Below are 13901 nucleotides of genomic sequence, written 5' to 3' on the forward strand. Positions count from 1 at the left end.
CGGCTCAGGCCTGGATGACCACCGGGATGATCATCGGGCGGCGACGGATCTTGCCGCCGACCCAGCTGCCGATCGCACGACGCATGACCTGCTCGAGCTGGTGGGGGTCGGTGATGCCCTTGCCGGTCGCCTCGGCGAGCGCCTGCTCGATCTTGGGGCGCACCTGGTTGAAGATCTCGTCGTCCTCGGCGAAGCCCCGGGCCTGGATCTCCGGGCCCGCGGCGACCTTGCCCGTGGCGGAGTCCATGACGACGATCACCGAGATGAACCCCTCGTCGCGCAGGATGCGGCGGTCCTTGAGCAGGGCCTCGTCGAACTCGCCCACCGACGAACCGTCGACGTAGACGTACCCGCAGTCCACGGCGCCGACCACCTTCGCGACGCCGTCGACGAGGTCGACGACCACCCCGTCCTCGGCCAGGACCACGCGCTCACGTGGCACCCCGGTCTGCACCGCGAGCTCGGCGTTCGCCACGAGGTGGCGCCACTCGCCGTGCACCGGCATGACGTTGCGCGGCTTGACGATGTTGTAGCAGTAGAGGAGCTCGCCGGCGCTGGCGTGGCCCGAGACGTGGACCTTCGCGTTGCCCTTGTGGACGACGGTGGCGCCGAGGCGCATCAGGCCGTTGATGACGCGGTAGACGGCGTTCTCGTTGCCGGGGATGAGCGAGGACGCCATGAGGACGGTGTCGCCGGGCCCCACGTCGATGCGGTGGTCGCGGTTGGCCATGCGGGAGAGGGCCGCCATCGGCTCTCCCTGCGAACCCGTGCAGATGAGGACGACCTGGTGGTCGGGGAAGTTGTCGAGCTTCTTGACGTCGACGAGCACCCCGTCGGGGACGTGCAGGTAGCCGAGCTCGGCCGCGATCCCCATGTTGCGCACCATGGAGCGACCGACCATGGCGACCTTTCGCCCGGCCTTCTCCGCGGCGTCGAGCACCTGCTGGACGCGGTGCACGTGCGAGGAGAAGCAGGCGACGATGATCCGGCGCTCGGCGTCGCGGAAGACCTTGTCGATGGCCGGCGCGATGTCCTTCTCCGGGGTGGTGAACCCCGGCACCTCGGCGTTGGTCGAGTCGGTCATGAAGAGGTCGACGCCCTCTTCACCGAGACGGGCGAACGCGCGCAGGTCGGTGAGCCTGCCGTCGAGCGGCAGCTGGTCCATCTTGAAGTCGCCCGTGTGCAGGATCGTCCCGGCGGGGGTCCGGACGAACACCGCGAGCGCATCGGGGATGGAGTGGTTGACGGCGACGAACTCGCAGTCGAACACCCCGAGCTTCTCGCGCATCCCCTCCTTCACCCCGAGCGTGTACGGGGTGATCCGGTGCTCCTTGAGCTTGGCCTCGACCAGCGCAAGGGTCAGCATCGAGCCGACGACCGGGATGTCCTTCTTGAGCTTGAGCAGGTAGGGCACAGCGCCGATGTGGTCCTCGTGGCCGTGGGTGAGGACGATGGCCTGGACCTGGTCGAGGCGGTCCTCGATGTACTCGAAGTCGGGCAGGATCAGGTCGACGCCCGGGTGGTGGTCCTCGGGGAACAGGACGCCGCAGTCGATGATCAGCAGCTGGCCGGCGTGCTCGATGACGGCCATGTTGCGACCCACCTCGCCGAGGCCACCGAGGGCGACGACGCGGACGCCGTTCGGGTCGAGCTGGGGCGGTGCGGTCAGCTCGGGGTGCGGGTGGCTCACAGCAGACCCGACTCCTTCAGGCCCGCCCTCAGCAGCTCGAGGTGCTCCGGAGGGGACTCGACCAGCGGCAGGCGCACCGTCGCGTGCTCGATCACGCCGAGCTCGACGAGCGCCGCCTTGGCCATGATCGCGCCCTGCGACGTGTTCATGATCGCGTCGACCGCCGGGATGAGGCGCTGGTGGATGACTCGGGCCGCCGCGAGGTCGCCGCGGTCGACGGCCTCGATCATCGCGGCATACTCGCGTCCGGCGACGTGGCCGACGACGCTCACCGTGCCGATGGCGCCCATGGCCAGCCACGGCAGCGTGGTCGCGTCCTCGCCCGAGTAGTACAGGAGGTCGGTCGAGGCCATGACCTTGGTCGTCGACCATGCCTCGCCCTTGGCGTCCTTGACGGCCACGATGCTCGGCACGGTGGCCAGCTCGGCAAGGGTCTCCGGGGTGAACGGGATGGCCGTGCGTCCGGGGATGTCGTAGAGCATGACGGGCAGGTCGGTCACCTCGGCGACCGCGCGGCAGTGCGCGACGACCCCGGCCTGGGTGGGCTTGTTGTAGTACGGCGTGACGAGCAGGAGCCCGGTCGCGCCGGCATGCTGCGCGCGCCCGGCCATCTCGACGCTGTGCGCGGTGGCGTTCGAACCGACACCCGCGACGACCGCGGCCCGGCCACCGACGGCCTCGGCGACGAGGCTGACCATCTCGAGGCTCTCGTCGTCGGTGAGGGTGGCGGACTCACCGGTGGTGCCGTTGACGACGATGCCGTCGTGCCCGGTGTCCACGAGGTGCTGGGCGACCCGCTTGGCACCTTCGGCGTCGACGCTCCCGTCGGGCCGCATCGGCGTGATCATGGCTGTCAGGAGGCGACCGAACGGAGACGCTGTGCTCATACCCGCAGGCTATCGCTCCGCGGCGGCGGCCCAGCGCCCTGCTCGTGCCGCGACACCGACATTGGCGGGATCCCTGTGCTGCGCGACCGGATCATCGCCGGGACCGCCTGTCGGTATGGCGCCGGGTCCCGTCGCCGCGCGGTGTTAGGTTGCCGTCGTGCAGCAGTACCTGGACCTCCTCGACCACGTGATGACGACCGGGACGGACAAGTCCGACCGGACGGGGACGGGCACGCGCTCGGTCTTCGGCTACCAGATGCGGTTCGACCTCTCCGAGGGCTTCCCGGTCCTGACGACCAAGAAGCTGCACCTCAAGTCGATCATCGGTGAGCTGCTGTGGTTCCTGCGCGGCGACTCGAACGTCCGCTGGCTGCAGGAGCGCGGCATCTCGATCTGGGACGAGTGGGCCGACGAGAACGGCGACCTCGGGCCCGTCTACGGCTACCAGTGGCGCTCCTGGCCGACGCCCGACGGCGGCCACGTCGACCAGATCGCAAAGGTCATCGACGCCATTCGGACCAACCCCGACTCGCGCCGCCACATCGTCTCGGCGTGGAACGTCGCGGACGTCGACTCGATGGCCCTGCCGCCCTGTCACACGATGTTCCAGTTCTACGTCGCCGACGGCCGGCTCTCCTGCCAGCTCTACCAGCGCTCCGCAGACATCTTCCTCGGCGTGCCCTTCAACATCGCGTCGTACGCCCTGCTCACGATGATGGTCGCCCAGATCTGCGACCTCGAGCCCGGCGACTTCGTGCACACCCTCGGCGACGCGCACCTGTACTCCAACCACGTGGAGCAGGCGAAGCTGCAGCTCACCCGTGAGCCGCTCCCCCTGCCCCGCATGGTCATCGCGAAGGGCAAGCAGATCGACGAGTTCGACCTCGGTGACTTCGAGCTGGTCGGGTACGAGGCGCACCCCTCGATCAAGGCGCCCATCGCCGTCTGAGCGGTCACCCCACGGCATACCCTGTCGGCATGACGAACGTGACCCTCATCGCGGCGGTCGGGCGCAACGGCGTCATCGGTGCCGACAACGACATGCCCTGGCACCTGCCCGAGGACTTCGCCTTCTTCAAACGCTCCACGATGGGGCACCCGATGGTCATGGGGCGCAAGACGTTCGACTCGATCGGGCGGGTGCTGCCAGGTCGCCGCACCATCGTCGTCACCCGCCAGGCGGACTGGTCCCACTCCGACGTCGAGACCGCCCACTCGCTCAGCGAGGCGCTCTCGCTGGCAGGGCCGGTGAACGAGGTGTTCGTCTGCGGTGGCGGGCAGGTCTACGCCGAGGCGATGCCGTGGGCGCACCGGCTGCTCATCACCGAGGTGGACCAGTCCCCCGAGGGCGACGTCCGGTTCCCCGAGATCGACCCGACGCACTGGCAGGAGACCGCGCGCGAGGACCGTGACGGCTTCAGCTGGGTCACCTACGAGCGCGGCTGAGGGCGCACGTCGACGGGGTGCGAGGATGGCCGGCATGAGCCACCCGCACGACCACTCCCACCAGCACGACCAGACCCCGGGGCCGCTGGCCGACGCGAGCGTGCGCACCGCTCGGGAGACCGACGCCCCTGCCGTGGGTTTCGTCCAGGCCGTGGTGTGGCGCGAGGCGTATGCCGACGTGGTCCCGGCCGAGGTGCTCGAGGCCTTCGAGCCCAACGCCTTCGCCAGCGCGTGGCGCCAGTCGCTCGCCTCGCCACCGCAGGGCGTCTACCGCCTGCTCGCGGCCTGCGCCGGTGACCAGGTCGTCGGGTTCGCCTCCATCGGTCCGAGCCAGGACCCCGACGCCGGAGGTGCGACGGGCGAGGTCTCGGCTCTCGCCGTCCACCCACAGGCTCGTCGCGCCGGGCACGGCTCACGCCTGCTCAACGCCGCGGTGGACACCCTCCGGGGTGCTGGTGCCGACACCCTGCACACCTGGGTGCTGGCCACCGACGAGGCGACCCGGGCGTTCCTGTCCGCCTCGGGCCTGCACCCCGACGGCGCCTTCCGCGACCGGGTGGTCTCGCCCGAGGGTGACACCGCCCGTGAGGTGCGCCTCGTCGCCGACATCCGGCCCGACGGGGAGCCCGACGGCCCGTGACGGCGGCCCTCGCGCCCGGGCGACGCCGGGCCGTGCTGCGCCAGTCGCTGTCCGTGGCGGTGGCCACCGGGGCGTACGGCATCAGCTTCGGCGCCCTGTCGGTGGCGGCGGGGCTGACCATCCTCCAGACGCAGGCCCTGTCGCTGCTGCTGTTCTCCGGTGGGTCGCAGTTCGCGTTCGTCGGAGTCCTGGCAGCGGGTCCGGCCGGTGCGCCGGCGGCGATCGCCACCTCGACCCTGCTGGGAGTGCGCAACGGGTTGTACGGCCTGCAGGTCTCCCGCCTGCTCGGGGTCCGCGGAGCCCGCCGCGTCGCCGCCGCCCAGCTCACGATCGACGAGTCGACCGCGGTCGGCGTCGCCCAACCCGAGGCCCCGGCGGGCCGGATCGGCTTCTGGGCCACCGGCATCGGTGTCTTCGTCCTCTGGAACCTCGCCACCCTCGTCGGCGCGCTGGCGGGCGACGCGATGGGTGATCCGCGCACCTACGGTCTCGACGCTGCCGCGGCTGCCGCGTTCTGCGCGCTGCTGTGGCCCCGGCTCAGGTCGGCCGACGCGTTCGCGATCGCCGCGGCCAGCGCGGTGGTCGCGGTCCTGCTGGCCCCGCACGCCCCCGCCGGGGTGCCGGTGCTCGTCGCTGCGACGACCGCCCTCGCCGCCGGCCTGTGGCGCCGGGCGCACCGGGACCCGCCGCCACCGCACCACTGGGCCGGCGAGGGGGAACCGACGTGACCACCTGGACCGCCGTCCTGCTGGCGTCCGCGCTGGCCTTCGCCCTGAAGTACCTCGGTCACCTCGTCCCGGCGAGCTGGCTCGACGGGGAACGCACGACCCGCATCACCTCGGCCCTGCCGATCGCGCTCCTCGCGGCCCTCGTGGGGGTGCAGACCCTGACGACCAGGTCGGGCGGGGTCGTGGTCGACTCCCGTGCCGCGGCGGTGGGGGTGGCCATCGTGGCCCTGCTGCTGCGCGCGCCGTTCATCGTGGTCGTCGTGCTCGCCGCTGCCGTCGCGGCGGGGCTGCGCGCGCTGGGGCTCCCCTAGCGACCGGGTCCGACCCGCGTCACGGCCACTCGAGGGCGTCCTCGACGAACCGGTCCCCCGTCTGGATCCCGACCACGCAGAACACGACACCGCCGGGGTCGGCCATGACCACGTACCCGTCGCGCTGCTCGACCACCGTGGCACCGATGGCGGTCAGCCGGGCCACCTCGGCGGGGATGTCGTCCGACTCGATGTCGAGGTGGACCCTCGGGCCCCCCTCGCCGAGGCGCTGGACCTCGAGGTTGAGGCCGCCGACCTCCCCGACCGAGGCGTACGGCCCCTCCTGGGTCGGTCGGACGCCCTGCACGCCCGACCAGAACGCCACGCTCTGGTCGAAGTGCTCCGCGCCGTGGTCGATGAGGACGATGCCGATGCGTGAACGGTGCATGCCCCCACCGTAGGACCGACCGGAAGGGGGCGGGAGGGTCGGACCGCTCAGTGCTGGGCGGCCCGCCAGGCCCGCACCGCGGCGCGGTAGTGCGCCTGCTCCCCCTTGCGGTCCCGGGCGACCCGGCACGCCTCCGCCTGCTCGAGCTCGGTCGCCCACGTCCCCCGCGCCCCGGACTCGTTGGCCTGGGCCATCATCCGCGAACCGTCGCGCGCCAGGAGGACCAGCGGCGCGATCGCCACGAGCGCGACGACCGGGATGAGCACGACGCCGAGGCCGAGCAGGATCGAGGCCGGCCGGCCGTCGGCGATGAGGGCGACCCCGCGCCAGCCGATCGTCGCCGAGTAGAACACCAGCACGAGGATCGTGATGAGTGCGGTGACCTTCTCGCGCACTCAGTCGTCCAGACCGAGGACGTGCTCGAGACCCACCGTGAGCCCGGGGTGGTCGCCGACGGCGCGCACCCCGGCCAGGACACCGGGCATGAACGACGTGCGGTCGAAGGAGTCGTGGCGCAGCGTGAGCATCTCCCCCACGCCACCGAGCAGCACCTCCTGGTGCGCCACGAGGCCGCGCAGGCGCACCGAGTGCACGGGTATGCCGTCGACCCGCGCGCCGCGGGCGCCGTCCGGGTCCTGCGTGGTCGCGTCAGGGACGTCGCCGATCCCGGCCTCGGCCCGAGCCGCGGCGATGAGGGAGGCCGTCCGGGCCGCGGTCCCCGAGGGGGCGTCCACCTTGGCGGGGTGGTGCAGCTCGATGACCTCGACGGACTCGTAGAACCGGGCCGCCTCCTGCGCGAAGCGCATCATGAGGATGGCGCCGATCGCGAAGTTGGGGGCGATGAGCACACCCACCTCGGGGTGCTCGGCCAGCGTCTCACGCAGGGCCGCCAGACGGGGCTCGTCCCAACCGGTCGTGCCGACGACGACGTGGACACCCTGCTCGACGCAGTGGCGCACGTTCGCGGGCGAGGCGTCGGGGACGGAGAACTCGACGACGACCCCGGCACCGGCGAGGTCGCCGAGCTCGTCCCCCTGGTCGAACCGCCCGACCAGCTCGAGGCCGTCCGCCGACTCGACGGCGCGGCACACCTCGGCGCCCATCCGTCCGGCTGCACCGATCACGGCCACGCGGGTCGACTCGCTCATGCCCGCCAGCGTAGCGATGGCGGGCCCACCCCCGAGGGGGCGGACCCGCCATACGCGGTCCTGCGTGGGTGGTGCGGCTGGTCCCGGCCCTACTTGACGAAGGCCTTGAGGCCCAGCACCACGGGGTCGTGGTCCGAGGACCGGTAGGGGCCGGGGTCGTGGAAGTCGGTCGAGTGGTAGTTGTAGCGGCTGTACTCCAGCGCCACCGACTCACCCGAGTTGATGTTCCAGTGGTCCGCGCCGGTGGACATCTTCAGACCCGCCGCGTTCACGAGGATGTGGTCGAGCGAACCCGAGGTCCCCGAGAACGAGTAGGAGTACTGGCCCGGGTCGAACGTCGAGCCCACGTCGGTGTACCCCGCCCGGTAGAGGACGTCGAGCGGGTCCTCCATCGTGTAGGAGTTGTAGTCACCGGCCATGACGATGGCCTTGGCGCCGTACTCGGCGGCCACCCCGGGGACCCAGTCGCGCAGCGCCTGGGCCTGCAGGACACGGCTGGTCACCGAGGCACCCTGCCCGTCTCCGGAGTCGGCGTCACCGGGGAACGGACCGGCCGAGCCCTTGGACTTGAAGTGGTTGACGACGAAGAGGAACTTGTCGCCCTTGCCCTTCTTCTTCTTGAAGGTCTGGGCGATCGGCTCACGGGCGTTGACGAAGGCCTGGCCCTCACCGCTCTGGTCGCCCAGGGCACGCGAGCGGTCGACGCGCATGACCGTCGCCGGCTTGTAGATCATCGCCGTGGTGATGAAGTCCTGCTGCGACACGGGCGGCAGGTCCGTCGACGAAGGCACGAAGGCCCACGTCCCGGCGCCGGCCTTGGCGTTGAGCGCGGCCACGAGGCGGCTGAGGGTCTCGTCGCGGCTGTGTCCGAACTGCGCGGAGTTCTCGACCTCCATGAGGCCGACGACGTCGGCGTCGAGCGCGTTGATCGCCGACACCTCCTTCTCCGTCTGGCGGGCCAGGTCGGCGGCGTTCCACGCCCCACGGTTGTCGCAGCCGTCGCGCACCGTGTCGCCGCTGCTGTCGCGGTCGTAGTAGGCGGTGCAGCTCGGGTCAGCGTCACCGAGGTCGGTGAAGTAGTTGAGCACGTTGAACGAGGCGACCTTGAGGTCCGGCGTCCCGCGCTGGCTCAGGTCCCGCTCGTCGGGAGCCGGCGTGCGGGTGTTGGTGAAGGTCACCGGGGACGTCGCGTTGTCCGGGCCCACGACCTGGGAGGTGGGCTGGAACCGCCAGAGGTTGAAGCGGTAGTCCACGACGACCGGCGCCGTGAAGGTCGCCGGGGCGCCGACCCGGACCGGCTTCGTCGTCGAGACGTAGGCGGGGGTCTTGTCGGCGTTGAGCAGGCACGGCACGGGACGGGCGCCGCAGGTCGCGGTCGAGTAGCTGCTGGCCGTGAAGTTCGTCGACGAGCCGTCGTCGAGGGTGACCAGGCGCTTCGCGTTGTCCGCCACGACGGCGTCGGCCTCGGGCGTCCCGGGCTTGGCGACCTCGGTGTTCTGCAGCAGCGGGGTGGTGCCGACCGCGAGACCGACCTCGCCGTACTGGTTGGTCCCGAAGGTGTTGGTCACCGTGTAGGCGCCGGTGGGCTGGAACAGCATCCCCTCGATGGACTCACGCTTCGCGTCCGTGGTCGGCCAGCCGGTGACGAGCGGCTGGACGGGGGTGAACGCGACCCCGGCGTCGACGACGTCGGCAGCCGTGGTCGTGATCTCGGTGAGGCCACCGAACTCGCTGACCTTGCCGGTCACCTGGACGAAGTTGCCCACGACCGCCTCGGGCGAGAGCGTCCCGGGCTGGAAGACGTAGACGCCGTCGGAGGCGCCGTCGGCGCGCGGCTCGGGGCCGGTGCCCTGCGTCTGGAGGAAGAAGCCGTTGAAGCCGCCGGTCGGGTAGGCGGCGGTCACGACGCCCTTGACCACGACGGTCTCACCCGCGAGCGGGGAGGTCGCGCCGGGACCCTGCACCTCGGCGATGGTCTTCTCGACCGGGGCCGGCGGCGGGGGCGGGGTCTCCAGGCCGGTCGGGGTCGGGGCCCCTGCCTTGAAGTCGGCGCTGTTGTTCGCCGTGTTGGCGTGGGTCGCGTTGCGGCTGACCGAGGTCGTGTTGCTCGGTGCGACCGTCGGGCCGGTGCCCGCGTAGTCGTTCGCGGTCGTGCCGTACCCGACGAAGTCGACGACCTGCGCCGAGGCCGAGCAGGTGGCAGCGCACCCGGTCAAGGCCGTGGTGCTGTTGACGAGCGCGACCTTGCCCGCCGTGCCGGACATGGCGATCGTCCCGGTGGCGTCAGCCGGCACGTCGGAGCCGCCGCCGGTCCCTGCAGCCTCCTTGACCACGTACGTCGTACCCACGGGCAGCGTGCCCGTCAAGGGAGTCGTCGCCCAGCCGGCGCCGGTCGCCGACGCGTACTGCACCGACCACCCGGCCAGGCTCACCGGGGCGCTGCCCGTGTTCGCCAGCTCGATGAAGTCGTACTTGTACGGTGCGCCGGAGTTGCCCCCACCGCCGTAGACCTCGTTGATGACCACACCAGCCGTGGGCGACGGTGCGGCCTGCGCACTCGTCGCCACGGAGACCACACCGGCGGTCAGCGCTATCGCGCCGGCCGCCCCCATCAGTTGCTTGCGACGTTCGCGCACAGCAGTCCTCCACACCCGAGTTGTTCTCGAAGAAAGTCGCGCCGCCCAGGGATGCGGGCCCGGCGCCAAGGGTGCAGTCAAACATGGACAGATGCCCCATACGAGGTATGGAAGGCGTCCAGAAGGTAAAGGTCAGGTCAGGTTCTCCAGGGGCACGCCCGGGTCGGCAAGTTTCGCCCGGTCGACGCTCGCGCGCGAGCGGATCAAGCCCTTGACGGCGTCGCCGACGTCCCACACGTTGACGTTCATCCCTGCCGTGACGGCCCCGTCGCGCAGCCAGAACGCGACGAACTCACGGCCGGTCAGGTCGCCGCGGACGACCACCTCGTCGTCGGGAGCGCCGAGCCCGTGGTACTCCATGCCCAGGTCGTACTGGTCGGTGAAGAAGTACGGCAGCTCGGCCTCGGGGGCGGACTGCTCGAGCATCCCCGCCGCCACGATGGTCGGCTGGTTGAGGGCGTTGGCCCAGTGCTCCACGCGCACCCGCCGCCCCAGGAACGGGTGCTCCACGTTGGCGACGTCACCGACGACGAAGACCTCGGGGTCGCTCGTGCGCCCCACTGCGTCGGCGACGATCCCGTTGTCGACCTCGAGGCCGGCGTCCGCGGCCAGACCCGTGTTGGGGGCGGCCCCGATGCCCACGACGACGAGGTCGGCAGGGACGGTGGAGCCGTCCGCCAGACGCACCCCGGTGACCGAACCGCCCTCACCCACGAGCTCCTCCACCTGCACGCCGGTGCGCAGGTCCACCCCGTGCTCGCGGTGCAGGTCGGCGAACACCTGGGCGACGGTGGGCCCGAGCACGCGCACGAGCGGCAGGTCGAGCGACTCCAGCACGGTGACGGTGGCACCGGCCTCCCGTGCGGCCGCCGCGACCTCGAGCCCGATCCACCCGCCACCGACGAGGACGACCCTGCGCCCGGGCTGCAACGCCCCCCTCAGGCGGTCGCTGTCCTCGATGGTGCGCAACGAGAGCACCCCGTCGAGGTCGGCCCCCGGGAGGTCGAGGTGTCGCGGTGAGCTGCCGGTGGCGAGCAGCAGCCGGTTCCAGCCGATCCGCTCCCCCGCCGCGGTCACCACCTCGTGGGCGTCACGATCGACCGCCGTCACCACGGTGCCGGTGCGCACCTCGACGTCGTGGGCGGCATACCAGTCCTGGTCGTGGACGAAGGCGTCGTCGAGCCCCTCGCCGGTCTTGAGGTAGTCCTTGGACAGCGGTGGGCGTTCGTACGGCAGGTGGTCCTCGCCCGCGAGGAGGACGAGGCGACCCTCGAAACCCTTGTCGCGCAACGCCTCCACCGACTTCGCTCCCGCGAGCCCGCCACCGACCACCACGAACGTCCGCTCATCAGCCATGTCCCCACCTTTGGTCGCTTCGCCCCCCAGCGCAACCCTCGGTCCGTGGACGACGAACGGGCCGACCCACCGTGAGGTGGGCCGACCCGTTCGGGACGTGCTGGGGTCGAACGTCAGCCGGCGTCCTCGGAGGACTCGCCACGCTCGGAACGCTCGCCACCGCGACGACGGCGGTTGCGGCTGCGCCCACCATCGCGACGGTCGCCGCGCTCCTCACCGGAGTCGTTCGAGTCGTTCGACTCGTTCGAGTCGCTCGAGTCGTTGGACTCGGGCGCCTCGTCGGAACCGGCGACGTCGGCGTCCGCGGCGGGGGCGGAGTCGCCCTCACCCTCGGGCAGGACGGCGGCCAGCGACAGCTTGCCGCGCGGGTCGACCTCCTTGAGCTCGACCTGGACCTTCTGGCCGACGGCGAGGACGTCGTCGACGTTGTCGATCCGCTTGCCACCGACGAGCTTGCGCACCTCGGAGATGTGCAGCAGGCCGTCCTTGCCGGGCAGCAGGGAGATGAACGCACCGAACGTCGTGGTCTTGACCACGGTGCCCAGGAAGCGCTCGCCGACCTCCGGCATCTGCGGGTTCGCGATGGCGTTGACCATCGCGCGGGCCGCCTCGGCCGACGGACCGTCGGTCGCGCCGATGTAGACGGTGCCGTCGTCCTCGATGGAGATCTGGGCGCCGGTCTCGTCCTGGATCTGGTTGATCATCTTGCCCTTCGGCCCGATGACCTCGCCGATCTTGTCGACGGGGACCTGCACCGAGATGACGCGAGGAGCGAAGGGGCTCATCTCGTCCGGCACGTCGATGGCCTCGTTCATGACGTCGAGGATGTGCAGGCGCGCGTCGCGAGCCTGGGTCAGCGCGCCGGCCAGGACCGACGCGGGGATGCCGTCGAGCTTGGTGTCGAGCTGGATGGCCGTGACGAACTCACGCGTGCCGGCGACCTTGAAGTCCATGTCACCGAACGCGTCCTCGGCGCCGAGGATGTCGGTCAGCGCGGCGTACTGCGTCTGGCCGTCGACCTCGTCGGACACCAGGCCCATGGCGATGCCGGCGACCGGCGCGCGCAGCGGCACACCGGCGTTGAGCATCGACAGGGTCGAGGCGCAGACCGAGCCCATGGACGTCGAGCCGTTGGAGCCGAGGGCCTCGGACACCTGGCGGATCGCGTAGGGGAACTCCTCACGCGTCGGCAGGACGGGCATGAGCGCCCGCTCCGCCAGCGCGCCGTGGCCGATCTCGCGGCGCTTCGGCGAACCCACCCGACCGGTCTCACCGGTGGAGTAGGGAGGGAAGTTGTAGTTGTGCATGTAGCGCTTGCGCGTCACCGGCGACAACGTGTCGAGCTGCTGCTCCATGCGGAGCATGTTCAGCGTGGTGACGCCCATGATCTGGGTCTCGCCGCGCTCGAACAGGGCCGAGCCGTGCACGCGCGGCAGGACCTCGACCTCGGCGCCGAGGGCGCGGATGTCGGCGAGGCCACGGCCGTCGATGCGGACCTTGTCGCGCAGGATGCGCTGACGGATCAGCTTCTTCTGCACCGACTTGTAGGCCGCGGAGATCTCCTTCTCGCGGCCGGCGAACTGCTGGCCCTCACCGGCGAGGGAGGCCTTGACGGCGTCCTTGATCTCGTCGATGCGCTCCTCGCGCTCCTGCTTGCCGGCGATGGTCAGCGCCTGCGTCAGGTCGTCCGAGGTCGCAGCCTCGACGGCGGCATAGGCGTCGTCCTCGTAGTCGAGGAAGATCGGGAACTCCTGGACGGGCTTGGCGGACTTGCTCGCCAGCTCGGCCTGGGCCTCGCACAGGACCTTGATGAACTTCTTGGCAGCCTCGAGGCCCTCGGCGACGACCTCTTCGGTCGGGGCCTGCTTGCCCTCGTTCTTGACCAGGTCCCACGTCTGCTCGGTGGACTCGGCCTCGACCATCATGATCGCGACGTCGTCACCGGCGACACGACCGGCGACGACCATGTCGAAGGTCGAGCGCTCGATGTCGGAGAAGTTCGGGAAGGCGACCCACTGGCCGTCGATCAGGGAGACGCGGACGCCACCGATCGGACCGGAGAAGGGCAGACCCGAGATCTGCGTGGAGGCGCTGGCCGCGTTGATGGCGAGCACGTCGTACTGGTGGTCGGGGTTGAGCGCGAGCACCGTGATGACGACCTGGACCTCGTTGCGCAGACCCTTGGTGAAGGTCGGGCGCAGCGGGCGGTCGATCAGGCGGCAGGTGAGGATCGCGTCGGTCGAGGGACGGCCCTCACGACGGAAGAACGAGCCGGGGATCTTGCCCGCGGCATACATCCGCTCCTCGACGTCGACCGTCAGGGGGAAGAAGTCGAATCCCTCGCGCGGGTGCTTCCCGGCGGTGGTGGTGGAGAGGAGCATCGTGTCCTCGTCCAGGTAGGCGGCGACAGCGCCACCGGCCTGCTTGGCCAGGCGTCCGGTCTCGAACCGGACCGTGCGGGTGCCGAACGAGCCGTTGTCGATGGTGGCTTCGGCGAACTGGATCTCTGGACCCTCCATTGGGCCCTCCTTCTGGGTGTCTACATCCACGTGCATCGTCGTTGTGCACGGGCTTCTTCTGGTCGTGCTGGTCGTGCTGGTACTGCGGTGGTGCGGGTGTCCGGCAGGAGTGCCGGGCCCCATGCGACAGGGACGGCCCTCGTGGAGGACCG

Annotated in this window: 13 protein-coding genes; 5 read left to right on the forward strand and 8 right to left on the reverse strand. The window is 70.8% G+C overall.

Translation table 11 applies throughout. The features are described from left to right. Window positions 1-4 precede the first annotated feature (4 nt). Both ASD62_RS18650 and dapA read right to left on the reverse strand, forming a co-directional pair. A complete protein-coding gene (locus ASD62_RS18650) occupies window positions 5-1690 on the reverse strand; it encodes a ribonuclease J (RefSeq protein ID WP_056917706.1) in 1686 nt (561 codons plus the stop codon). Further along, window positions 1687-2577, reverse strand: a complete 891-nt coding sequence (gene dapA, locus ASD62_RS18655; RefSeq protein WP_056917707.1) for a 4-hydroxy-tetrahydrodipicolinate synthase — start codon at window positions 2575-2577, stop codon at window positions 1687-1689. The genes ASD62_RS18650 and dapA overlap by 4 nt, the downstream gene beginning before the upstream one ends. Before the next feature lie 157 nt (window positions 2578-2734). Here dapA and ASD62_RS18660 point away from each other — a divergent pair, with 157 nt between their 5' ends. Genes ASD62_RS18660 through ASD62_RS18680 form a run of 5 tightly spaced genes read left to right on the forward strand, consistent with a single transcriptional unit; the run spans window position 2735 to window position 5702 of the window. Beyond that, on the forward strand, window positions 2735-3526 hold the full coding sequence (locus ASD62_RS18660; protein WP_056917708.1) for a thymidylate synthase: 792 nt from the start codon (window positions 2735-2737) through the stop codon (window positions 3524-3526). Between the two features lie 29 nt (window positions 3527-3555). After that, complete coding sequence (locus ASD62_RS18665; protein WP_056917709.1) at window positions 3556-4023, forward strand: dihydrofolate reductase; 468 nt, start codon at window positions 3556-3558, stop codon at window positions 4021-4023. 34 nt (window positions 4024-4057) lie between these two features. Continuing rightward, entirely contained in the window at window positions 4058-4663 is a 606-nt protein-coding gene (locus tag ASD62_RS18670; RefSeq protein ID WP_056917710.1) for a GNAT family N-acetyltransferase, read from the forward strand. Next, window positions 4660-5391 carry an AzlC family ABC transporter permease gene (locus tag ASD62_RS18675; protein WP_056917711.1) on the forward strand — a complete coding sequence of 244 codons (732 nt, stop codon included), beginning with the start codon at window positions 4660-4662 and terminating at the stop codon, window positions 5389-5391. Before ASD62_RS18670 ends, ASD62_RS18675 begins: the two co-directional genes overlap by 4 nt. Then, a complete protein-coding gene (locus tag ASD62_RS18680; protein ID WP_056917712.1) occupies window positions 5388-5702 on the forward strand; it encodes an AzlD domain-containing protein in 315 nt (104 codons plus the stop codon). Before ASD62_RS18675 ends, ASD62_RS18680 begins: the two co-directional genes overlap by 4 nt. A 19-nt stretch (window positions 5703-5721) precedes the next feature. On the opposite strand, the gene ASD62_RS18685 is transcribed toward ASD62_RS18680, so the two are convergent. From ASD62_RS18685 to ASD62_RS18710, 6 genes are all read right to left on the reverse strand, one after another. After that, window positions 5722-6090 carry a VOC family protein gene (locus ASD62_RS18685; protein ID WP_056917713.1) on the reverse strand — a complete coding sequence of 123 codons (369 nt, stop codon included), beginning with the start codon at window positions 6088-6090 and terminating at the stop codon, window positions 5722-5724. Between the two features lie 47 nt (window positions 6091-6137). After that, the gene (locus tag ASD62_RS18690; protein ID WP_056917714.1) at window positions 6138-6485 is read right to left on the reverse strand and encodes a hypothetical protein; all 348 of its coding nucleotides are present in this window, start codon (window positions 6483-6485) and stop codon (window positions 6138-6140) included. After that, a complete protein-coding gene (gene dapB / locus ASD62_RS18695; protein ID WP_056917715.1) occupies window positions 6486-7238 on the reverse strand; it encodes a 4-hydroxy-tetrahydrodipicolinate reductase in 753 nt (250 codons plus the stop codon). A gap of 89 nt (window positions 7239-7327) precedes the next feature. Next, on the reverse strand, window positions 7328-9874 hold the full coding sequence (locus ASD62_RS18700) for an ExeM/NucH family extracellular endonuclease (RefSeq protein ID WP_235530795.1): 2547 nt from the start codon (window positions 9872-9874) through the stop codon (window positions 7328-7330). Window positions 9875-10006: 132 nt separating this feature from the next. Continuing rightward, on the reverse strand, window positions 10007-11230 hold the full coding sequence (locus ASD62_RS18705; RefSeq protein ID WP_056917717.1) for an NAD(P)/FAD-dependent oxidoreductase: 1224 nt from the start codon (window positions 11228-11230) through the stop codon (window positions 10007-10009). Window positions 11231-11343: 113 nt separating this feature from the next. Further along, window positions 11344-13749 (reverse strand): polyribonucleotide nucleotidyltransferase, encoded by a 2406-nt coding sequence (locus tag ASD62_RS18710; RefSeq protein WP_056917718.1) that lies wholly within the window; start codon window positions 13747-13749, stop codon window positions 11344-11346. Window positions 13750-13901: the final 152 nt, after the last annotated feature.

Origin of the sequence: Phycicoccus sp. Root563 (genome assembly GCF_001427915.1) — a bacterium.
Lineage (GTDB): Bacteria > Actinomycetota > Actinomycetes > Actinomycetales > Dermatophilaceae > Pedococcus.

Bases quoted from the DNA above. Each gene is read 5' to 3' on its own strand.
- dapA (WP_056917707.1), bottom strand. From the start codon at position 2,577: ATGAGCACAGCGTCTCCGTTCGGTCGCCTCCTGACAGCCATGATCACG.
- ASD62_RS18665 (WP_056917709.1), top strand. From the start codon at position 3,556: ATGACGAACGTGACCCTCATCGCGGCGGTCGGGCGCAACGGCGTCATC.
- ASD62_RS18670 (WP_056917710.1), top strand. From the start codon at position 4,058: ATGAGCCACCCGCACGACCACTCCCACCAGCACGACCAGACCCCGGGG.
- ASD62_RS18685 (WP_056917713.1), bottom strand. From the start codon at position 6,090: ATGCACCGTTCACGCATCGGCATCGTCCTCATCGACCACGGCGCGGAG.
- dapB (WP_056917715.1), bottom strand. From the start codon at position 7,238: ATGAGCGAGTCGACCCGCGTGGCCGTGATCGGTGCAGCCGGACGGATG.
- ASD62_RS18705 (WP_056917717.1), bottom strand. From the start codon at position 11,230: ATGGCTGATGAGCGGACGTTCGTGGTGGTCGGTGGCGGGCTCGCGGGA.
- ASD62_RS18710 (WP_056917718.1), bottom strand. From the start codon at position 13,749: ATGGAGGGTCCAGAGATCCAGTTCGCCGAAGCCACCATCGACAACGGC.